The sequence below is a fragment of the Isoptericola sp. GX10416 genome (assembly GCF_056590155.1).
This window is the reverse complement of record NZ_JBWPVO010000008.1, coordinates 151,415-172,496: the sequence shown is the minus strand read 5'-3', so window position 1 is coordinate 172,496 and position 21,082 is coordinate 151,415. Positions and strand designations below refer to the sequence as shown.

The 21,082-nt window shown below is 72.8% G+C and carries 15 protein-coding genes; 10 read left to right on the top strand and 5 right to left on the bottom strand.

The features are described from left to right. Positions 1 to 8: 8 nt before the first annotated feature. Positions 9 to 3,629 carry a transcription-repair coupling factor gene (gene mfd / locus ACWAT2_RS13200; RefSeq protein ID WP_402374495.1) on the bottom strand — a complete coding sequence of 1,207 codons (3,621 nt, stop codon included), beginning with the start codon at positions 3,627 to 3,629 and terminating at the stop codon, positions 9 to 11. Positions 3,630 to 3,830: 201 nt separating this feature from the next. On the opposite strand from mfd, the gene ACWAT2_RS13195 reads away from it, so the two are divergent. Then, entirely contained in the window at positions 3,831 to 4,712 is an 882-nt protein-coding gene (locus ACWAT2_RS13195; RefSeq protein WP_402374493.1) for a hypothetical protein, read from the top strand. Further along, the gene (locus ACWAT2_RS13190) at positions 4,705 to 5,685 is read left to right on the top strand and encodes a glycosyltransferase family 2 protein (RefSeq protein WP_402374491.1); all 981 of its coding nucleotides are present in this window, start codon (positions 4,705 to 4,707) and stop codon (positions 5,683 to 5,685) included. Before ACWAT2_RS13195 ends, ACWAT2_RS13190 begins: the two co-directional genes overlap by 8 nt. Here ACWAT2_RS13190 and ACWAT2_RS13185 read toward each other — a convergent pair. Both ACWAT2_RS13185 and ACWAT2_RS13180 read right to left on the bottom strand, forming a co-directional pair. After that, positions 5,654 to 6,712: a PDDEXK nuclease domain-containing protein gene (locus ACWAT2_RS13185; protein ID WP_402374489.1), complete on the bottom strand. Its 1,059-nt coding sequence runs from the start codon at positions 6,710 to 6,712 to the stop codon at positions 5,654 to 5,656. The two genes, ACWAT2_RS13190 and ACWAT2_RS13185, sit on opposite strands and share 32 nt — an antisense overlap. Before the next feature lie 131 nt (positions 6,713 to 6,843). After that, complete coding sequence (locus ACWAT2_RS13180; RefSeq protein ID WP_402374487.1) at positions 6,844 to 8,022, bottom strand: glycosyltransferase family 4 protein; 1,179 nt, start codon at positions 8,020 to 8,022, stop codon at positions 6,844 to 6,846. A 139-nt stretch (positions 8,023 to 8,161) separates the two neighbouring features. Here ACWAT2_RS13180 and ACWAT2_RS13175 point away from each other — a divergent pair, with 139 nt between their 5' ends. Further along, on the top strand, positions 8,162 to 8,794 hold the full coding sequence (locus tag ACWAT2_RS13175; RefSeq protein WP_402374485.1) for a phosphatase PAP2 family protein: 633 nt from the start codon (positions 8,162 to 8,164) through the stop codon (positions 8,792 to 8,794). Here the strand turns inward: ACWAT2_RS13175 and ACWAT2_RS13170 are convergent. Beyond that, positions 8,754 to 9,944, bottom strand: a complete 1,191-nt coding sequence (locus ACWAT2_RS13170) for a glycosyltransferase family 4 protein (RefSeq protein WP_402374483.1) — start codon at positions 9,942 to 9,944, stop codon at positions 8,754 to 8,756. The two genes, ACWAT2_RS13175 and ACWAT2_RS13170, sit on opposite strands and share 41 nt — an antisense overlap. A 137-nt stretch (positions 9,945 to 10,081) precedes the next feature. On the opposite strand from ACWAT2_RS13170, the gene ACWAT2_RS13165 reads away from it, so the two are divergent. Then, positions 10,082 to 11,131 carry a glycosyltransferase gene (locus ACWAT2_RS13165; RefSeq protein WP_402374481.1) on the top strand — a complete coding sequence of 350 codons (1,050 nt, stop codon included), beginning with the start codon at positions 10,082 to 10,084 and terminating at the stop codon, positions 11,129 to 11,131. A gap of 2 nt (positions 11,132 to 11,133) precedes the next feature. Here ACWAT2_RS13165 and ACWAT2_RS13160 read toward each other — a convergent pair whose 3' ends face one another. Further along, positions 11,134 to 14,433, bottom strand: a complete 3,300-nt coding sequence (locus ACWAT2_RS13160) for a glycoside hydrolase family protein (protein ID WP_402374479.1) — start codon at positions 14,431 to 14,433, stop codon at positions 11,134 to 11,136. A 209-nt stretch (positions 14,434 to 14,642) separates the two neighbouring features. Here ACWAT2_RS13160 and ACWAT2_RS13155 point away from each other — a divergent pair, with 209 nt between their 5' ends. The 6 genes from ACWAT2_RS13155 to ACWAT2_RS13130 all read left to right on the top strand — a co-directional run bounded on the left by ACWAT2_RS13155 (position 14,643) and on the right by ACWAT2_RS13130 (position 21,048). Next, a complete protein-coding gene (locus tag ACWAT2_RS13155) occupies positions 14,643 to 15,848 on the top strand; it encodes an ABC transporter ATP-binding protein (RefSeq protein WP_402374477.1) in 1,206 nt (401 codons plus the stop codon). A gap of 4 nt (positions 15,849 to 15,852) precedes the next feature. Beyond that, positions 15,853 to 16,668, top strand: a complete 816-nt coding sequence (locus ACWAT2_RS13150) for an ABC transporter permease (RefSeq protein ID WP_402374475.1) — start codon at positions 15,853 to 15,855, stop codon at positions 16,666 to 16,668. A 1-nt stretch (position 16,669) separates the two neighbouring features. Beyond that, positions 16,670 to 17,818 (top strand): glycosyltransferase family 4 protein, encoded by a 1,149-nt coding sequence (locus ACWAT2_RS13145; protein ID WP_402374473.1) that lies wholly within the window; start codon positions 16,670 to 16,672, stop codon positions 17,816 to 17,818. 82 nt (positions 17,819 to 17,900) lie between these two features. Next, on the top strand, positions 17,901 to 18,902 hold the full coding sequence (locus ACWAT2_RS13140; RefSeq protein ID WP_402374471.1) for a glycosyltransferase family 2 protein: 1,002 nt from the start codon (positions 17,901 to 17,903) through the stop codon (positions 18,900 to 18,902). Next, positions 18,899 to 20,119, top strand: coding sequence for a polysaccharide pyruvyl transferase family protein (locus ACWAT2_RS13135; protein ID WP_402374469.1), 1,221 nt, complete (start codon positions 18,899 to 18,901; stop codon positions 20,117 to 20,119). Before ACWAT2_RS13140 ends, ACWAT2_RS13135 begins: the two co-directional genes overlap by 4 nt. Next, positions 20,116 to 21,048, top strand: coding sequence for a glycosyltransferase family 2 protein (locus ACWAT2_RS13130; protein ID WP_402374467.1), 933 nt, complete (start codon positions 20,116 to 20,118; stop codon positions 21,046 to 21,048). Before ACWAT2_RS13135 ends, ACWAT2_RS13130 begins: the two co-directional genes overlap by 4 nt. Positions 21,049 to 21,082 lie beyond the last annotated feature (34 nt).

Sequence of the window (21,082 nt, the reverse complement as noted above, 5' to 3'; positions counted from 1 at the left end):
TGCTGCGCCTACCGCGCCGCCGTCCCGGCCGTCGCCGCGGCCCCCACCTCGCCGAGGACCACCGCGTCGATGAGCTGGCGTGCCCAGGTCAGCAGGGCGGTGCCGCGCAACGGCTTGCCGCCGATCCGCGCCGTCGTCGGGAACGGCACGAGGACCGCCCGGATGCCGGGCTTGAGGATCGTGCCCGGGTAGAGCCGCTTGAGCCGCATCTGCGCCGACTCGGGCAGGTCGACCGGCGCGAACCGGATGTGCTTGCCCTGAGCGGTCACGTCCGCCAGGCCGGCGCGGCGGGCGTGGTTGCGGAACTCGGCGACCTCGAACAGGGCCTCCGTGGGTTCCGGCAGAGCTCCGTACCGGTCGACGAGCTCGTCGCGCACCTCGGTGAGCGCGGCCGCGTCCTGGGCGGCGGCGATCTTCTTGTACGCCTCGAGCCGCAGGCGCTCGGTGGCGATGTACTTCTCGGGCAGGTGGGCGTCTACGGGCAGCTCGATCGTCATCTCGGGCGCCTCAGCCTCGGCGTCGCCGCGGAACGCCGCCACGGCCTCCCCCACCATGCGCACGTACAGGTCGAACCCGACGCCGGCGATGTGCCCGGACTGCTCGCCGCCGAGCAGGTTGCCCGCGCCGCGGATCTCGAGGTCCTTCATGGCGATCTGCATGCCCGCGCCGAGGTCGGTGTTGGCCGCCATCGTGGCCAACCGGTCGTGCGCCGTCTCGGTGAGGGGACGCTCCGGCGGGTAGAGGAAGTAGGCGTAGGCCCGCTCGCGCCCACGGCCGACGCGACCGCGGAGCTGGTGGAGCTGCGACAGCCCGAGAGTGTCGGAACGCTCGAGGATGAGGGTGTTCGCGTTCGAGATGTCCATGCCGGTCTCGATGATCGTGGTGCAGACCAGCACGTCCAGCTCCTTCTCCCAGAAGGCGCGGATCACCTGGTCGAGCTGCTGCTCGCTCATCTTGCCGTGCGCGACGCCGATCCGGGCCTCCGGTACGAGCTCGGCCAGCCGCGTCGCGGCTCGCTGAATGGACTCGACCTTGTTGTGCACGTAGAAGACCTGTCCCTCGCGCAGGAGCTCGCGCCGGACCGCCGCGGAGATCTGCCGCTCCTCGTACCCGCCGACGTAGGTCAGGACGGGGTGGCGCTCCTCGGGCGGCGTCGCCAGCGTGGACATCTCGCGGATGCCGGTCACTGCCATCTCCAGCGTGCGCGGGATCGGCGTCGCCGACATGGCCAGGACGTCCACGTTGGTGCGCAGCTGCTTGAGCGTCTCCTTGTGCTCGACGCCGAACCGCTGCTCCTCGTCGATGATCACCAGGCCGAGGTCCTTGAAGTGCACCGAGCCGGTGATGATGCGGTGGGTGCCGATGACGACGTCGACGGTGCCGTCCTTGAGGCCTTCGAGCGTCTCCGCCGACTCCTTGGCGCTCTGGAAGCGCGACAGCGCCCGCACGTTCACCGGGAACCCGGCGTACCGCTCGGAGAACGTGTCGAAGTGCTGCTGGACCAGCAGCGTGGTGGGCACCAGGATGGCGACCTGCTTGCCGTCCTGCACGGCCTTGAACGCCGCCCGCAGGGCGATCTCCGTCTTGCCGTAGCCGACGTCGCCGCACACCAGACGGTCCATCGGCACGGACTTCTCCATGTCAGCCTTGACCTCGTCGATGGTGACGAGCTGGTCGGGGGTCTCGACGTAGGCGAAGGCGTCCTCCAGCTCGCGCTGCCACGGTGTGTCCGGCCCGAACGCGTGCCCCTGCGTGGCCATCCGCGCGGAGTAGAGCCGGATGAGCTCGCTCGCGATCTCCTTGACGTGCTTGCGGGCACGCGCCTTGGTGTTCTTCCAGTCGGCACCGCCCATCTTGGACAGGCTCGGCGACTCGCCACCGGTGTACTTGGTGACCTGGTCGAGCTGGTCGGTGGGCACGAACAGGCGGTCGCCCGGCTGCCCCCGCTTGGACGAGGCGTACTCGATGACCAGGTACTCGCGCGTCGCGGCGCTCGCGCCCGCACCGAGGGTGCGCTGCACCATCTCGACGAACCGGCCGACGCCGTGCTGCTCGTGCACCACGAAGTCGCCGGCCGTGAGCTGCAGGGGGTCGACGACGTTGCGTCGCCGCGAGGGCATCCGCCGCATGTCCCGGGTCGACGACCCCTGGCGGCCCGTGAGGTCCGACTCGCTGAACACCGCGAGCTGCAGCTCCGGGACCACGAACCCCTTGCCCACCAGTGCGGGCGCCACGTGCACGACGCCGCCCTCGGGCACGTCGTCCAGCTCGGTGACGAGACGGGCGGCCGTGTCCGCGGCGCGGAGCTGCTCGGTCATGCGCTGCGCCGGGCCAGGTCCCTCGGTGGTCAGGACCAGGCGCCAGCCGGCCTTCTGCAGCCCTTGCACATCGTCGAGCGCCCGGGCGACGTCGCCGCGGTACGACTCGACGTCGCGCGCCGCGATCGTGAAGGTGGTCGCGTCGTCGTCCGAGGTCGACACCGCGGCCGCGACGCCGTCGTCGTCCGCCTCGGCTCCGGCCGCCTCCAGCGAGAAGGCCGAGAGCGTCCACCAGCCGAGCCCCCGGCGGGCGGCGACCTCGCGCGTCTCGGCGAACGTCGCGAACGACGCGGCAGACAGGTCGAGCGGCGCCTCGCCACCCGCGACGGCGCCCGTCCAGGCCGCCGCGAGGAACTCCTCCGTCGTGGCCACCAGGTCGTGCGCGCGCCGGCGCACCCGCTCCGGCTCGTCGAGGACGAGCAGCGAGTCGGACCTGACCAGCTCCAGGACCGGCACCATCCGCTCCACCAGCACCGGCGCCAGGGACTCCATGCCCTCGACCGCGATGCCGGCGGCCAGCTTGTCGAGCATGTCCATCGCGCCGGGGAGCTGCTCGGTCAGCTCCGCCGCCCGCCGACGCACCGCGTCGGTGAGCAGGATCTCGCGGCACGGCGGCGCCCACAGCCCCCGGTCGGCGATCTCCAGCGACCGCTGGTCCGCCACCGAGAACCACCGGATCTCCGAGACCTCGTCGCCCCAGAACTCGAGGCGCAGCGGGTGGTCCTCCGTAGGTGGGAAGACGTCGAGGATGCCGCCGCGCACCGCGAACTCACCGCGACGCTCCACCATGTCCACCCGGGTGTAGGCCGCCGCGACGAGACGGTCGCCGATGTCGGTGAGGTCCGCCGTTTGACTTGTGTGCAGCTCCACCGGGACCAGCTCGCCGAGCCCGTCGACGACCGGCTGCAGCAGCGCGCGCACCGGCATGATCAGGACGTTGACCGGGCCGGTCTGGCCGGGCTCGTCGGCCGGGTGCGCCAGCCGCCGGAACACCGCGAGCCGCTTGGCCACCGTGTCGGCGCGCGGGCTGAGGCGCTCGTGCGGCAACGTCTCCCACGCCGGCAGGACCGCGACGTCGTCGTAGCGGTCGTCCGGCAGGTAGGCGCGCACGGCGGCCGCGAGCTCGTCGGCGTCGCGCCCGGTGGCGGTGACCACCACGAGGGGACGCTTCTCGGCCGCGGCGGCGACGAGCGGGGCACGCACGCCCTTCGGGCCGACGACGTCGACCTCACCGCCGAGCGGCACGGCCTCCAGGGCGGCGGCCGCACCGGGGTCGGCGAGCAGAGCAGGAACGATGCCTGTGAGGTTCATGAAGTCCTTCGGGCGCACGGCGACGGGCCCACCTCACCCCGGGACGGGGCGTGCGGGCTGACGGTCCCAGGGTACGCCGCGTCACCCACAGGGAGTGAGCGGCGATCCGGCGCCACGGCCCGGGGTGAACCCGTGCCCCGCGCCGGGTTTCACCCGCCGGAGCCCCGTCCGACGGCGCCGCGCTGCGCCTACGCTGCAGGTGTGCCGTCAGCCCGTCCGTCGCCGATCCGCCTCAACGCGTACGTGCTCGCCGCGGACCCGGCCTATCTCGCCGCGAGCGTCCGCGCGTACTACGACCGCGTGGACCGGATCGTGGTGTCCTACGACCGCAGCAGCACGTCATGGTCCGGCACTCCGCTGCCGGTCGAGGAGTGCCTTGGGATCATCAAGGACCTCGACGTCGCCGGGAAGTGCGAGTACGTGCCTGGCGACTACTACCGGGCGGACCACGAGCCCCTCGACAACGACACCCACCAGCGCCAGGCGGCGCTCGACCGGGCCTCCGACGGCGCGGACTGGGTGCTGCAGCTCGACACGGACGAGGTGCTCGCCGCGCCGGCCACGTTCTTCGCCGCGATCGGTCGGGCGCACGACGTCGGGGCCACCGCCCTGGACTACCCGGCACGGTGGCTCTATGCACGTGTGGGCGACGCGCCGTCGGGTGGCCGCTACTTGGAAGCGTCCACCCGGTTCTGGCGGCCTGTCGCCGGCTATCCCGGGCCGCTGGCGGTCCGCCCCGGAACCACACTGACGTGCGCGCGCCAGGCGGACGCGGCGATCCACCACCGCGTCGACCTCCGCGCGCGGAATACCGACCCGGCCCACGGCCCCGACACGATCGTGCACGAGGTGATCGGCCTCGACGAGGCAGTGGTGCACTACTCCTGGGTGCGCGACGACGCGGACATGCGCCGCAAGTTCGGCTGGTCCGGCCACTCGGCGGCGTACTCCCGCCCGGAGGTCTACCGACGCTGGGCGTCCCGAGCACGCCGACCTCGCCGGGCTGTGCTGACCACACCGCTGCGGCGCCACCCGGAGTGGTTCCGCCTGTCCACGATCGCGCCGGAGGCGCGCCGTGCCTGACCAGCTCACGGCCTCCGTCGTCATCCCGACCTTCCGGCGGCCCGACCACGTCCGCCAGTGCCTCGAGCACCTCGCCGCGCTGCGTACCGCACCGCTGGAGGTGCTGGTCGTGGACGCGTCGCCCGACGGCGCCACGCGGGCCGTCGTCGAGGACTTCCCGGGCGCGCTCTACCTGCGCAACGACCTCGGTGCCGGCCGGACGCCCGAGTCCCGGGCCCTCGGCGTCACCGCGGCACGCGGCGACGTGGTCGCGTTCGTCGACGACGACGCCTACGTCACCGAGACGTGGCTCGACGAGATCCTCGCGCCCTACGCCGACCCGGCCGTGACGGGCGTCGGTGGCCGCATCGTCAACGGCGTCCCCGGCGAGGACCGCGTGGGCCTCGACGCGATCGGCCGTCTCCTGCCGGACGGGCGCCTGCTCGGGAACTTCACCGCCGATCCCGGCCGCGTGGTCGCCGTCGACCACTTCCTCGGGGCGAACATGTCGTTCCGCCGGCAGGCCATCCTCGACGTCGGCGGCGTCCATGGGGGCTACCCGGCACCGTGCGTGTGCGAGGAGTCCGACATCGCGCTGCGCCAGCGGGCCCTCGGGCGCCGGCTGGTGTTCAACCCGGCCGCCGTGGTGCGGCACGTCTCCGCGCCGTACAGCATCCGGGGCGACCGGTTCGACCGCCGCTGGCACTACGTCGCGCGCCGCAACCACGCCGCCATGTTGGTGCGGGTCTTCGGCCCGACGGCGTCGCACACCCGGGCCTACCCGGTGACGGTCCTGCGGCACACCGCCCGAGAGGTGCGCTCGGCAGCCGGGCGTGCCGTGCGGACACCGTCCCAGGACTCGGCACGCCGCCTGGTCGGCGCCGTCGTCCGCACGCCGATCGAGCTGGCCGGCGTCGTCGTCGGGCTGCGGGCCGGAGCGGTCGCCCGGCGCACCGACGTCGTCAGGGGCGGTGGTCGAGCTCGTCCTCGATGACGGCCTCGAGCTCTGCCGCGCTGGGCAGCACGCCGCGAGCGTCCGCCGGCAGCCCCTGGTAGTCCGCGACGGCGACGGGCGCGCTGGTGCTGGCCAGCGCGTACCGCACGGTGGGCCCGGACTTTCCGGTGCACAGCAGGATCCCGATCGTCGGCGCGTGGATCTCGGGGCGACGGAACTGGTCGTCGACGATCGCCACGTACGTTCCCAGCTGGCCGACGTGGGCGGGCTCGAAGGGACCGATCTTGAGCTCGACCACGACGTAGCGCAGCTGCTCGACGTGGAAGAACAGCAGGTCGACGAAGAACTCGTCGACGCGGTCGCTCGCGTCGTCCGGCACGCTCAGGCGCACCTGGCGTCCGACGAACGCCATCCTGCGACCGAGCTCGAGCATCGTGTCCTGCAGCCGGTCCATCAGCGCCTGCTCGACATCGCGCTCGGCGACCTTCTCCACGAGGGCCAGATGCTCGAAGACGTAGGGGTCCTTGACCAGCTGCTGCGCCAGCTCGGAGTCCGGGGTCTCGAGGGCAGCGGTGAAGTTCGTCGGCGCCGCTCCGACGGCACCGCGAAGGTCCGCCTTGATCTGGTGCTCGAGCACCGCGCGCGACCACCCGTCCTCCACCGCCCGGGCGGCGTACCAGTCCCGCTCCTCGCGGCTCTTGAGCCGGTCGAGCAGCACGGTCACGTGCCGCCACGGCAATCGTCCACCAACGTGGTGGACGAACTCCTCCTCGGTGGGCCAAGTCTCTGCGGCCCGCCGCATGTACAGCAGGTTCGAGCGCGACCAGCCACGCTGGTCAGGAAACTCGCGCTGCAGGTCCGCCGCCAACGACGTGACGACCTTGCTCCCCCAGCCCGCAGTCTGCTGCCGCTCGAGGATGTCGTGCCCCACCGACCAGTACAGGCGCAACACCTCGGTGTTCGCCGCCCGCGCCGCCCGAAACCGCGTCGCGCGCACCCGCGCCTTCAGATCAGCCAACAGCTCGGCATAACCGACCGGCTCGAGCTCGTTCCCCGGAGACGTCATGCGCGACATCGTGCCCCACCCCACCGACAGCGCCTCCGCTGCCCGGGCGATCGGCGAGCATCGACGACACCGCTCCGGCTCGCTGCGATCGTGGCGAGCTCCAAGCGGTTGCGAGGTGGCGGTGGTCCTGCTCAGCGGCCGAGCGAGCCGAACAGCTCGCCCAGCCGCCGCGCCACCTCGGCGTCGGAGGCGATGCCGGGCGTCGCGGCAGCGGCGGCCGCCAGGCGCGCCCGCAGGGCGTGGTCGTCGGCCAACCGGCCGAGCGCAGCAGCGAGCGACTCGACCGAGCCCGGTGTGAAGACGAGCCCGTTCTCGCCGTCGGTCACCCACTCGAGCGGCCCGCCGGCCCCGGCGACGACGGTCGGCCGGCCCAGCGCGAGGTACTGGAGCACGTTCTGGCCCATCGGCTCGGGCCGGAGCGACGCCTGCACGCACACGTCGAGGGCACGGATCTCGGCCGCCACGTCCTCGACGTGCCCGATGAGGTCGACGCGTTCGGCGACGCCGAGACGGCCGGCGAGGTCGCGCAGCGCGACGTCGTCGTCCTCGCCGAACTGGGCGGCACCGACGAGCCGCAGCCGGACGTCACCGGCCGGGAAGGCCCGGGCGAAGGCCCGCACCAGCAGTTCCTGCCCCTTCCACGGCGCGAGCCGGGCGACCATGCCGACGGTGCGGACCTCGTCCGCGACGGTCCCGGCGGGCACCGGGTCCTCGAGCCCGAGGGGGCTCTGCAGGACGAGCTGCTCGGCCCCGGCGGCCAGGTAGGGGCGCGCCGAGTCCAGCGTGGCGCGGGAGTTCGCGACGACGGCGTCGGCCCGGCCCAGCACCCACCGCCGCATCGCCTCGTGGGCGAGCCGGCCCATGCCCTCCGCGGTGACGAGGTCGCGCAGGTGGACCACGAACGCCTGCCGCCGCCGGTCCACCGCGAGCGCCCCGTAGACCGCGGCGCGCGTGGTGTTGGCGTGCACGACGGCGGCGCCCCGGAACGCCGGGTCGGCCCGCAGCGCCCGGGCCACCCCGAGCAGGCCGGCCGTGCCCCGCAGCCCGCCCGCGAGCCCCGTACCCGTGGACAGCCCGGCCCGCTGCGCGGGTCCCGCGACGTGGACGGGGACGCCTCGACGCGGGAGGTCGCCGAACGGCCCGTCGGCGACGTCGGCGTCACCGGCTCCGCCGGCAGGCCGCCCAGCGAGCGGCTCGGGGAGGAAGACCTGCGGCGTCCAGCCCTCCGCGGCCAGCACGGTGCGGCGCAGGGCCAGCTCGGCGCCGCCGTGGGCGCGGGAGTGGTCGAGGTGGGCCACCGTGGGGTGCACCCTCGCACGCTATCCGGCGGAGACGCGGCGGCGCCGGCGCCGGCGGTCCGGGACGGGTGGTTCACCCGGAGTTTCACCCGGACGCGCCTCGGCCCCGCGGGACGGTCACGGGATGATCGTCACGAGGGATCGGAGTCCGATGAGCCGACGCGCGCTGCTGCTGACCGGTGCTGCCTGCGCCGTCGGGTGCGCCCTGGTCTACCTCGTCTCCGTGCACACCGCGCCGGGCCGGGGGGCCGACGAGTGGCTCCGCCTCCGCGTCGTCGTCGGTCTCGACTGGTTCGAGCCGGTCGGGGAGCTGCTGCGTCGCGTCTTCCCGCTGCTGCTCGCCGCCGTCGTCGTCATGCTCGGCGTGCTCGCGCTCGTCCGGCGCCGCTGGGCGGCGGTCACGACGGCGCTGCTCGTCGTGGCGGTCTCGACCGTGGCCGCGTACGGGTTGCGCCAGGTGCTGGACCGCCCGGGGGCGGGCACGGGGCTGAGCGGCGGGCCGGACGTCAACACGTTCCCGTCGACGCACGTCGCGGCCACCACCGCGCTCGTCCTGGCCGTCGTCCTGCTCTGGCCACGCGACCCCACGCCGGCGGTCCTGACCGGCGCAGCGTTCCTGGTCGTCGCCGCGGCCCTCGGGTCGGTGGTCAACCACGCCCACCGGCCCGGCGACGTCGTCGGCTCGGTCCTGCTCGTCGCCGCCGTGACCGCCACCGCGCTGGGCGTGCTGGGGCGGGGGGCGGTCAGGCGCGGTCGGCTGCCCGGGGCACGAGACCGTGGGTAGCCGCGGGCGCAGCGTGCCCGTACAGCTCCAGGTAGGCGTCGACCACGCGCCCCCACGAGTAGTCGCGGACCGAACGCGCACCCGCCCCGCCGAGGCGGAAGGCGGCGTCCTGGTCGCCGAGCACCCGCGCCAGAGCACGGGTGAGTGCCGGGACGTCCTCGGGGTCGACGAGCACCCCGTCGACGCCGTCGGTGACGAACTCCGGCGGGCCGCCCCGCGTGGTGGCGACCACCGGCACCCCCGCCCGCCAGGCCTCCAGGACCACGATCCCGAACGACTCGAACCGGCTGGGCACCACGACTGCCGCGGCGCCATGCATGGCTGCCGCGACGCCGGCGGGCGCCAGGCGACCGGGCAGGACCACCCGGTCCGCCAGCCCCAGATCGTCGGCCCGTCGCGCGAGCGCCGCAGCCTCCGGCCCGTCGCCCGCCAGCACCAGCCCGAGCCCGGGATCGCCGACGGCGAGCCGCGAGAACGCCTCCAGCAACAGGTCGAACCCCTTGACCCGGACCATCCGGCCCACCGCCAGCAGGTAGCGACCGGGCAGCCCTGCGGGTGCCTCCGTGGCCGCACCGTCGCCCGCCTCGTGGAGGTCGACGCCGTTCGGGACGACGATGCCGCTCCCCGCCGCGAGGCCGAAGCGGCGCTCCAGGTCCTCCAGCGTGAAGCGGGACGGGCCGGTCACCGCGATCGCCCGCGACACGGTCCGGCGCAGCGCGGTGGCGAGCAGGCGGGACCTGTCGAACACGCCGTTCGCGTCGGCGAACGTCTCTCCGTGCGAGGTGAGGACCAGCGGGATGCCCGCCCACCGCGCGGTCGCGGCGGCCCACGGGCCGTTCGGCCCGAAGCAGTGCACGTGCAGCACGTCCGGGCGGTCGGCGCGCACCGCGTCCCGCCAGACGAGCGCCGCCCGGGTGACGTCGCGGGTGAATCGTGCGAGGGACGCGGCGTCCCGCGCCGGCAGCGGGCACGGCAGGTAGCGCACGCGGACGCCGTCGACCTCCGCCGGTCCGTCGTCGCCCTGGTCCACCGCCCAGACCGTCACCCGGTGCCCGCGTCGATGCAGGTCACGGGCCACCTGGCGCACGTGCTCCTCGACCCCGCCGACGCGCGGCAGGAACGAGCTCGTCACCAGCGCGACGCTCAGCACGCCGCCACCCCCTCGCTGCCGGGCCGCGCGGCGCGCCCCACCACGTGCCTCGCGGGCCGACGGCGGAGCACACCGATGGGTGCGGTCGCCCGGCCCGGCGGGCAGAATCGGTGGCCCGCACCGTCGACGGAGGACCTGTGACCACACGACTGGTACTCGGCACGATCGCCGTCCCTGTGCCCATGGGGCAGCAGGTCTACGAGGAGGAGGTCGCCGCGCGGGCCGAGGTGGCGCTCGGCGGGGACGTCGAGGTGCGCCGCGAGATCGCCCGCGGCCTGCGGGCCGACCTGCCGGGCACCGTCCGCGTGCCCCGCTGGCTGCTCACCCGGGCCCCCGGCACGGTGCGGCAGGCCGTCGGCGCGACCCTCTACCGCGGCGCCACGGCCGTGCACCGCATGGGGCTCGCCATGCCGCCGTCCCGGGTGCCGGAGGTCGTGACCGTCCACGACACCGTGGCGTGGCGGTTCGACGACGAGTCCGACCCCGAGCCCTTCGCCGCCGCCGAGACCCGCCGGGCCGCCGCCGTCGTCTCCCCGTCGAAGTTCGCGGCCGACGACGTCGCCGAGCGGCTCGGGCTGGAGCACGTCCACGTCGTGCACAACGGGGTGGACCCGCGCTGGTTCGACCCCGAGCCCCTGTCCGCCGCCGAGCGGGACCGTCTCGGCCTGCCGCGCAGGTACGTGCTGCACGCCGGCGGGTCGTCCCGCCGCAAGAATCTCGCCGGACTGGCCGACGCCTGGCCCAAGGTGCGCTCCGCCCACCCGGACGTCGAGCTGGTGCTGTGCGGGCCGCCGTCGGGCCGGCGCAGCGACCTGTTCGGGCCGCTGCCGGGCACCCACCTCGCCGGGCTCGTCGACGCCGACCTGCTGCCGCGCGTCGTCGCCTCCGCCGAGGCGGTGGTGGTCCCGTCGCTGTACGAGGGGTTCGGCCTGCCGGCGCTGGAGGCCATGGCCGCCGGTGTGGACGTCGTCGCGGCGAACCGGTCGTCCCTGCCCGAGGTGTGCGGGGACGCCGGGACGCTCGTGGAGCCGGACGGGGCGAGCCTCGCCGACGGGATCGTGCACGCGCTCGACGGCGACGGCGCGGCCGAGCGCGTCCGCCGTGGCCGCGAGCGTGCCCGACAGTTCACGTGGGAGGCGAGCGCCGCGGCGCACGCGGTGATCTGGCGCGAGGTCCTCGGACTCTGACCTCACGAGGGTCCCCACGCGCGGACGGCGCTGATCGCGACCTGGTAGTCGCTCTCGGTGACGAGCTCCATGAACGCCGGGTGCGGCCCACCGACGACGCCCGAGTAGTTGAGGTCCAGCACCGGCACCTCGCGTTCGGTGGTCATGGGGACCGACACCCGCACGCCGGTGACGGTCAGGGGGTCGAAGCGCAGCATCGCCACCCGGTCGAAGAGCTGGCCCGTCACCTCGCCGACCACCTGCCAGTCTCCTGCCGCGTCGCGCACCTCGACGGTGTAGTCCCGCAGGCCCGCCGTGCAGCAGCGGATGCCGGCCGTCGCCACCGCGATCCGGTCGATCTCGACCGGGTCGGCGGTACGGACCGTCACGGTCGGGTTCTCGTCGACGGAGCCGTCCGCGAGCCGCCCGGACCGCCACGGGTCGCGCACGTTGAACGTCCCGGAGGTGATGGCGGCGGCGTCGGCGTCCTCGTGGGTCGACGAGGCACGCACCGGCCGTCCCTCCAGCACGTCCTCCCCGTACGGCTCCGATGCGGCGGCCGTCAGGCCCGTGCCGGGCGGTGCGACGACGAAGGCGGGCGCACCGCTGACGGGCAGGGCGACACCGTCGGCCGGGACGTCGAGGGGCCGACGCGCCCCGTACTGGTCGACGAGCTCGACCTGCGCACCGCCGGGCGCGGCAAGCGTCAGGGTCGATGCCAGATCGTCCGTCCACAGCGCCAGCAGCTCGCCGCCCTCGCCCGTGCCCCGGACGGCGTACGTCCCCGGGGCGGGCGCGTCCAGCAGCTCGAGTTCGGCATATTGGTCGAGCAGGTGGGTCGTCGCCGCGGCCGCGGCACCCAACGGCTTGACGTATCCGTCGTGCTGGATCGCCGACCACGAGTTGCCGGTCTCGCCCCAGCCGCCCTCGGAGAAGAAGTAGGTCCACTCCTCGATCCCCTCGAGGCGGTACCAGAGGAGCTTGCGCGCGACGTCGGAGCCACCGGCCCAGAAGTTGACCACGCCGTCGGACCACCAGCCGGTCTCGGTGTCCCACCAGGGCAGGTCGCCGCAGGGTTCGAGGATCTCACGCAGCTCGTCCAGCTCGCGGCCCGGCTCGGAGAACCCCTCCTCCTCCCACGAGCGGTTCAGGCCGGTGTAGGGGTGGATGCCGACGACGTCCATGGTGCCGCAACCCTCGGCGGCCACGACGTCCTCCCACCAGTCGAGCGCCACGCCCAGAGAGTTGCCGCCGACGACGAGCACGTCCGGGTTCGCCTCCCGGGCGCCACGGGCGAACGGCGCGGCCACGTCGCGGACGTAGTCGCCGCCGTCGTCGAAGCCGGTCGCGTTCGGCTCGTTCCAGGGTTCCCAGTGCACGATCCCCGGTGCCTGGCGGGAGACCTCGGCGACGATCTCGCGCACCCAGCCCTCCCACGTGCCTGCCTCGACGGCTGCATGCTCGGCGCCCCCACCGGAGCCCAGCTGGACCACGAGTCGCACCCCGAGCTCGTCGGCCAGCTCGCTCGCGCGGCGCAGCTCGGTGAACGGGTCCGACGGCGCCTCGCCCTCCGCGCTGCGCACCCCCTCGGACGGCAGCGAGCCCCACTCGAGGCCGTCCCTGCTCGGCTCGGCGGTCGGGTCTGGCACCAGCGCGGCGACGTCGAGCTGGACCCGGTGACTGCCGAAGCCCAGGGCGTCCGCGAGCTGCACCCCACGCAGCGGGCTCGCGCCGCCCCACCCCGCGCCGTCGGCCATCGAGGCCAGGTCGAGGTCCGCACCGTCAGGCCCGACCGTGTAGCGCAGGCAGTCGCCGGAGACCGCCTCGTCGGTGCCCACGTCGACGAGGTGGGCGTCGACCTCGTACACCCCGGCGCGCGCGTCCGGCAGCGCGAGCGCCACCTCGCCCCCGTCGGCCGGGAGCTCGACCTGCTGCCACTCGCTCGCGACCGGGTCCCGCAGCCGGGGGTCGCCCCGGACCTGATAGCGCACCACGTAGCGGTCGGACACCGGGGCCCAGGCGTCGTCGACGGACAGCGACACCGCGGGCTCGTCCCCCGGCCCGAAGTACCCGTACTCCGCCGGAGTCGTCAGGCCGAGACCCATGCCCATCACCGACAGGAAGGAGTCCGTGCCGGCGTTGTACTTCACCGGGGCGGTGAGCTGATACCGCATCCGCCCGTCCGAGACTCGCACGAGCGAGGTGCCGTCCTGCGTCCCCGCGAGAAGGTACGAGGCGTCATCGTCCCGTGCCACACCGGCGCGCGCGTCGAGCAGCAGCTCGTGGTCGAGGTCGCCCCGGGAGACGGGCCAGACGCCGAGGCGGGCGCCGTCCGGCGAGTACCACTCCAGGCCGAGCTGGTCAACGGCGACCAGCAGGCCTTCGCCGCCCGGCCCGCTGACGACGCCGTCCATCGAGCGCGGGAGGTACTGCCCGCCACGGCCGAGCCCGTCCGGCCCGTCCTCACCACCCAGCGCGAACGTCGTCGCCCCGTCCCGCGTGCGCCCCCGAAGCTCCAACCGGCTGCCATCGTTCTGCGCGAGCACCACCGCCCCGTCGTCCAGCACACCCTCCACCCCGCCGGGGAACGCATCGTCGAACCCTAGGACCGTGCCGTCCGCAGCGATCTGGTGCATTCCCGCGGAACCCTCGTGGACACCCACGACGCCCTCGTCCTCGCTCAACAGCACCGTCCCGTACAGGTCGAGGAGATCGCCCCGGCTCTCGGTCGACGGGGGGAGAGTGGCTGTCCAGTCCCGCTCACCCTCGGGACCGATCCGGAGCAGGTCGCGGCGACCCATCAGGGTGTCGAGCAGGTAGACGTACCCTTCATCGTCCACCTGGAAGTCCCCGGTCGTGAACGACTCGTAGCCGTCGTCGAGTCGTAGCGGCACATCGAACCCGCCGGCCGCCGAACCGTCGACGGCGTCGTACCGATCCACCCGATAGGTCGAGTCGCCGTCGAACGAGAGGACGTACGCCGTCCCACCACGCACCTGGAAGTCGATCAACGTCGCTCCTCCCACCGGGGTGACATCCGGGACGGCCACGGCGAGGCCGTCCAGCTCCTCATCGACCACGCCGTCGTCGGTGACCTGTGCCAGGTCGCCGAACCCGCACACCGGAACCGGACCTCTCACGGCAGGTGCGGTACCCGACACCGCAGCGTCCGCCAGGACGGCACCACCGACGTCGTCGGGATCGTCGCCGCCGGTCCACGAAGATGAGGCTGCGGCCACTCCCAGCAGCGCCACGACGCCGACGGCGGCGGCCACCACCTGGGCACGACGACGACGCTCGCGACTCGCTGTGCCTGTCGTCATCGCTACCTCCCACGCAGGGCCGGGCGCCATGCCGCCTTCCCCATCGTCGATCAACAGCGCGCACGAACGACCGGTCCCACCGGGTGAACCGGGCTCCGACGGGCCATTTCACCCGGATCGAGACGGCCATCGCCACTGATGTCTTCCTACTGTTGACCCAGGCCGTTCGACCAGACGTCGACGCATCTTCGAGAGCACGGACAGGACGCATGACTGGATCCGCCATCTCCACCCAGGGGTTGGGCAAGACCTATCGGATCGCCTCCGAGCGACGCACCAACCGTGCGACCGAGGCGCTCGTCCGAAGACTGCGCCACCCCCTGCGGCGCGCCACCTACGAGACGTTCGAGGCGCTGGCCGACATCGACCTCGAGATCCCCTGGGGCGAGGCTGTCGGAATCATCGGCCGCAACGGCGCCGGCAAGAGCACTCTGCTGAAGATCCTCACCCGGATCACCGCCCCCAGCTCGGGGCGCGTCGAGCTGGGCGGACGGGTCGGCAGCCTGCTGGAGGTCGGCACCGGGTTCCACCCCGAGCTCACGGGCCGCGAGAACGTCTACCTCAACGGCACTCTGCTCGGCATGCGGCGCCGGGAGATCCAGCGCCGCTTCGACGAGATCGTCGACTTCTCCGGGGTCGAGAAGTTCCTCGACACGCCGGTCAAGCGGTACTCCTCGGGGATGTACGTCCGGTTGGCCTTCTCCGTCGCCGCCCACCTCGAGACCGAGATCCTCGCCATCGACGAGGTCCTCGCCGTCGGTGACGCGGAGTTTCAGGCCAAGTCGCTCGCCAAGATGCGGCAGGCGGCTCAGTCGGGTCGCACCGTCCTCTACGTCAGCCACCAGGCGCAGACGGTCTCCGCCCTGTGCAGCTCGGCCCTCTTCCTCGACCGTGGTCGCCTGACGTTCCAAGGCGGCGTGGAGGACGCCCTCGCGGAGTATCGACGGACGTTCACGAGCTTCCAGATCGCTCAGCAGGACCCCGAACGGCGCGCAGGGACCGGCGAGCTGCGATTCACCGAGACTCAGATCGCCGAGGAGATGATGGAGCCGACGGCGGACAAGACGATCGAGTTTGCGGTGAACGCCAATCCCGAAGTCGTCGGCCAGTACTTCGTCTCGTGCCACATCAACGACGCGGACGGCAACGTCGTCGTGCAGTGCGACTCCCGTCTGGTGGGCATGTGGCTGGACCCGGCCTCGCCTCAGCGAGGCGCGCTGACCATCAAGGACCTCTGGCTCAAGCCCGGCCGCTACACGTACGACATGTACGTCTGCAAGGCCGGGGTGCTCGACGCCTGGGAAGGCGCGGGGGCGTTCGAGATCCTGCCCAAGGCTCCGTACGCGGAGGTCACCTCCGACGAGGCGCTCAGCCACGGCATGGTCCTGGCTGACTTCGAGTACGAGAAGTGGTGATCCCATGACGACCGTCATCACCCCCCCGGGACGTCTGAACCTCCCCGCCTGGCGGGAGCTGTGGGAGTCTCGCGAGGTCCTCTACCGGTTCGGCATGCGCGACATCATCCTGCGCTACCGCCAGACGGTCATCGGCGTGGCCTGGGTGGTCCTGCAGCCGCTCGCCGCTGCCGGCATCTTCTCCATCGTGTTCGGCCAGGTGGCCAACCTGTCGAGCGGGGACGTGCCCTACTTCGTCTTCAGCTTCGCCGGCATGCTCGTGTGGAACCTGTTCAACGGGATCGTCACGCGCTCCGCCCCGTCGCTGGTGGCCAACCAGTCGCTGGTGGCCAAGGTCTTCTTCCCACGCATGCTCGTCCCGCTGTCCTCCGTGCTCGCCGTCATGCTGGACTTCCTCGTCGCCTCGTCGCTGCTCGTGGTGCTGCTGATCGTGTACGGCGTCCCGGTGGGCTGGCCGCTGCTGTCCCTGCCGGTGTGGGTCGCGGTGGCAGTCCTGCTGGGTTCCGGCATCGGGCTCGCCGCCTCCGCCGTGACCGTCACGTACCGCGACGTCAACTATGCGCTCCCGTGGGTCATGCAGATCCTGCTCTACGCCACCCCGGTGGCGTACTCCCTGGAGAACGTGCCCGACGACCTGCTCTGGCTGTTCAACCTCAACCCTCTGACCTGGCTCCTGGAGTGCTTCCGCTGGGCGACGCTGGGCACGCCGATGCCCCCCGCCTGGCAGCTCTGTAGCGTCATCGCGGCCGCCGGGCTAGTCTTCCTCGGTGGGACCCTGGTGTTCCAGAAGATGGAACGCGGCTTTGCGGACGTGATCTGACGTGGCCCTGCCACACGTCCACGTGATCACCCCGGGGGACCACTACTCCCCCCGGACCGGCAGCGCGATCCCGACCGTGGTGCACGGCCTGGCCACAGCAGCGGCCTCGCGAGGCCGGATCACCCGGGTCTCGGTCGCCCGTGGAACCTATCCCGACCGCTACGACAGCGCGGAAGCGGTCGAGTACGCCGAAGCTCCCGCCGGACGGCACGACCGCCAGATCGACGCCGTGACGGGCCGGCTCGGGCTGGGGCGACAACGGACCCGACGGCGCTACGCCGCCGCCGTCACGGACCAGGACTCCTGGCCTCCATCGGTCGTGTTCGCGCACAACGCCCCCCAGCTCGTCGGCGCCGTCGACCGCTCGCGTCACACACCCGTGCTCTACGCCCACAACGAGCTGCTGCGAACCTACTCCCGTCGCGAGGCGGGGCGGACGCTGGAGAACGCCGAACGGATCGTCTGCGTCAGCGAGTTCCTCGCGGACCGCACCCGCGACAGGCTCCCCGTCTCCCTGCGCGAACGCGTGGTCGTGGTCCGCAACGGGGTGGACACGGAGCTCTTCCGCCCGGCGCCCGACAAGCCGGAGCGTGAGCGCGTCGAAGTCGTCTTCGTCGGCCGAGTCCTGCGGGCCAAGGGACCGGACGTCCTCCTCGAAGCGGTACGCCTTGTCGACGACCCGCGGCTCCAGGTCACCGTGGTCGGCGCCGCCGGCTTCAGCCCGACGGCGCCACTCACCCCCTATGAGCGCGATCTGCGGCGACGCGCATCGGGCCTCGGCGAGCGCGTCACCTGGCGGCCGTTCCTGCCCCGGGCGGAGGTCGCGGCAGTTCTGCGCGAAGCGGACGTCGCCGTCGTTCCCTCGCGATGGCCGGACCCGTGCCCGCTCACCGTCCTCGAGGGCCTGGCGTCCGGGCTCGCCACCGTCGCGTCTCGGGTCGGCGGCATCGCCGAGATCTCGTCCGACGGGTCGTTGCTCGTCGCGCCGGACGATCCTGCCGCTCTCGCGGCGGAGCTGCGCCGACTCGTCGACGACCCGTATCTCCGCACGGACCTCGGCCGCCGTGCGAGGGCCTCGGTGCGGGACTGGTCCCTCGCACTCGACGAGCTCGTCGACCGGCTCGAGGGCGGTGGTCGGATAGCAGGGTGAGATGTCAGCGCGCCATCGGCGCGATGGTCACGGACCGCTACGACGACAGTCCGCGGTCGACGCGAATGAGGTGAATCCGTACGTGTCTTCTCCTGCCGCACCTCCCGGCGCTCCGGCACTGGTCAGCGTGGTCGTCGCGACCAATCGGGGTGGCCCGTTCCTGAGGGAGGCGCTCGACTCGGTAGCCGCCCAGACGTATCCCCGGATCGAGGTCGTCCTGGTCGACGACGGCTCCGAGGACCCTGAGGCGATCCTCCGGATCGCCTCGGCGTGCGGCGGGATCCACGTCGTGCACCAGCTGGCGGGCGGGGTGTCCGTGGCCCGCAACGTCGGGGTGTCGCACACCCGCGGCGAGCTGCTGGTCTTCCTCGACGACGACGATCGGTGGCACCCTGAGCGCATCGAGCGGCAGGTCGCGGCGATGGCGGACGACGAGACGGTCGCGAGCTACTGCGGGATGCGGACCGTCGACGAGGACGGTAGCGAGCTGGTCCCGGCCGATCAGCACCAGGTCCGCGACGTGCACGAGGTGCTCCGCCGGACCATGGGCATCATCCTGCCGAACCTCATGACGCGCCGGGAGACGTTCATCCGGATCGGTGGATTCCACCCGGCGTTCCGACGCGCCCAGGACCTGGACCTCGTGATCCGGCTCGCCCTCGAGGGGCCGTTCCGCTTCGTCGACGCCACACTGGTCGACTATCGCCGGCATGCCGACAACAACACCCGCCGGTACCGCGAGCTGTGCCGCAGCATCGACCACGTCGTGTCGCTGCACGCGTGGGCCGCCCGCGAACGGGGACGGGAAGACCTCGCCGCGGACTACCGCGCGAGCCTCGCGCGCAACCGCCGGTATGCGGCCTGGCGAGCCACGGCGTCCGCTCGGGACGGCCTCCGCGACGGCCACCCGGTGCGCGCTCTCGGGGACCTGTGGTGGCTCGCCCGGTTCGCGCCCGGCGCACCGGTCGACTGGACCCGCGAGCGGTGGCGTCGTGCCCGGTCACAGGCGCCCGGCAGAGAGGCGGAGGGACAGCGCCCGCGCGGCGCGGTCGTGCCCGGCTCCGGGGAGCAGGTGGCACGATGACTTCGATCAGGATCGGCTTGCTCGGAGCGTTCGGCATCGGCAACCGCGGCAACGACGTCACGCTCGACGCGTTCGTGGACGGACTGGAAGGGGCGCTCGCCGAGGTACGGGCCGACGCCGGCGAGCCCCCGGTCCACGCCGTCGCTGTCGTCCCGGCGCCCGAGTCGGTGGCACGGCCCGGGATCGAGACGGTGGCTTGGACGCGGCCGCGCACCAGCCGGTCTCGGGCGGCCCGTCTACGCGCCAGGTTCGCCGACCTGGCCTGGGCCTGGCGGGTGGTCGGCGACCTCGATGCCGTCGTCCTCGCCGGAGGCGGCCTCCTCGAGGTGACGCGCCTCCGGGCCGCGACGACGGCCTGGACCGTGACGACGTACACGTGGTGCGCACGTCTGCGCCGCCGTCCCGTGATCTTCTGGTCCATCGGTGCGGACGACCTACCGCGCGGTCCCGCACGGCTGCTGGTGCGTGCGGCTCTTCGGGGCGCTACGACCATCACGGTGCGCGACGCGCACTCCGTGCGCGTCGTCGAGGCTCTCGGTGCGCCGACACCGTCCGAGGTGCTCGACGTGGTTCTGTCACTGCCCGTGCGCGACCGCACGCCCGACGGCGGTGCCCGCCCGTCCGTCGCCGTGGGGGTCTTCAACGCACGCGGCGCGACAGCGGCGGACGGCAGCGCGCTCGACGCGGACCGCTACGAGTCCGAGCTCGTCCGGACCGTCTGCGGACTCGTCGGGGGCGGCCGAGACATCGTCCTGTTCGGCGGAGCCGCGATCGACGCCGACGTCATCGAAACGATCGTCACTCGCTGCCAGGTCGAGCTCGGGCACCAGGCATCGCACCTGCGCACCGCTGCCTATGACGACTACGACACGATGCGGGACACCGTGGCGACGACCGACCTCGCCGTGGTCTCCCGCTATCACGGCACCGTCGCCGCCCTGACCTCCGGCATCCCCACCGTCAGCCTCGGCTACGGCCCGAAGAACCGCGACCTCATGGCGCGGTTCGGGCAGGTTCGGTACTGCGCCGACCTGCCCGTCGCCCGCGCGCAAGACGTCCACGAGTTGGTCGACCAGCTCGAGAGCCGGGCGACCACGGAGGCCGCCGCCATCCGGGAGGTCGCCGAGACGTTGCGAGAACGCGCACTTGCCGAGTTCCGCGAGCTGGCCGGGTTGCTGCCAGCCGCCGGGCGCCCGGTGGATCGGATCCGGTCATGAGGAGCACCACCCCTGCCGTCACCGTCGGCATGCCGGTCTACAACGCGAGCCGGTACCTGGAGCAGAGTCTGGCCGCGCTGCGCGACCAGGAGCTCGAGAACATCGAGGTGGTCGTGGCGGACAACGGCTCGACCGACGGCACCCGAGACATCGCCGCCGCGTTCGCCGCTGCGGACGACCGCTTCCGGCTCGTCACTGGCGAGCGCAACATCGGGATGCCGCGCAACTACAACCGGGTCCTGGGTGCCGCGCGCTCCGACCTGTTCATGTGGAACGCCTCCGACGACCGGGTGCGCCCCGGGCACCTGCGCGCCTGTGTCGAGGCCCTGGGCCGTCACCCGAGAGCTGACGTTGCCTTCTCCAAAGTCGTCTACATCGACGCCGACAGCCAGGTCAGTGGCCGCATGGACGACGACGAGCTCGACTTCCTCACGCCGGGACCGGCCGAGCGCGCCCGGACGTTCCTCACCCGCGACGTCTACCAGGCGATCGGGTACGGGGCCGTGATGCGCACCGGGTTCATCCGGGGCATCGGCGGCATGCCGGTCTACTTCAGCAGCGACGTGGCCCTGGGGATCCGGATGGCTCTGCGGTCACGGTGGGTCCAGGTCGACGAACAGCTCTACGAGGCCCGTCGGCACGAGGCACAGAGCAACAAGCTGCGCACCGCCGACATCGCGGACCAGTCCCGCATCATCGATCCCGACCACCCACGACGCTATGGACTCCCCGAGTGGTACCTCACGTACCGCATGGCCGTGGAGGCCCTCGGCGCTCCCGTCCCCGTCCCCGAGCGTTTCCGAGCGTTGGGCGCGGTGGCCTCCGGCTGGACAATCCCGAACTGGCGCCTCTTGCCGTTCGACGTCAAGCGAAACCTTGTCCGGCTGACGAAGGGTCGCTACGTCGGCACCCATGAGGTCCACGTCTGACGGTCCCGGGAGCCGGCCCCAACCGTCGAAACGG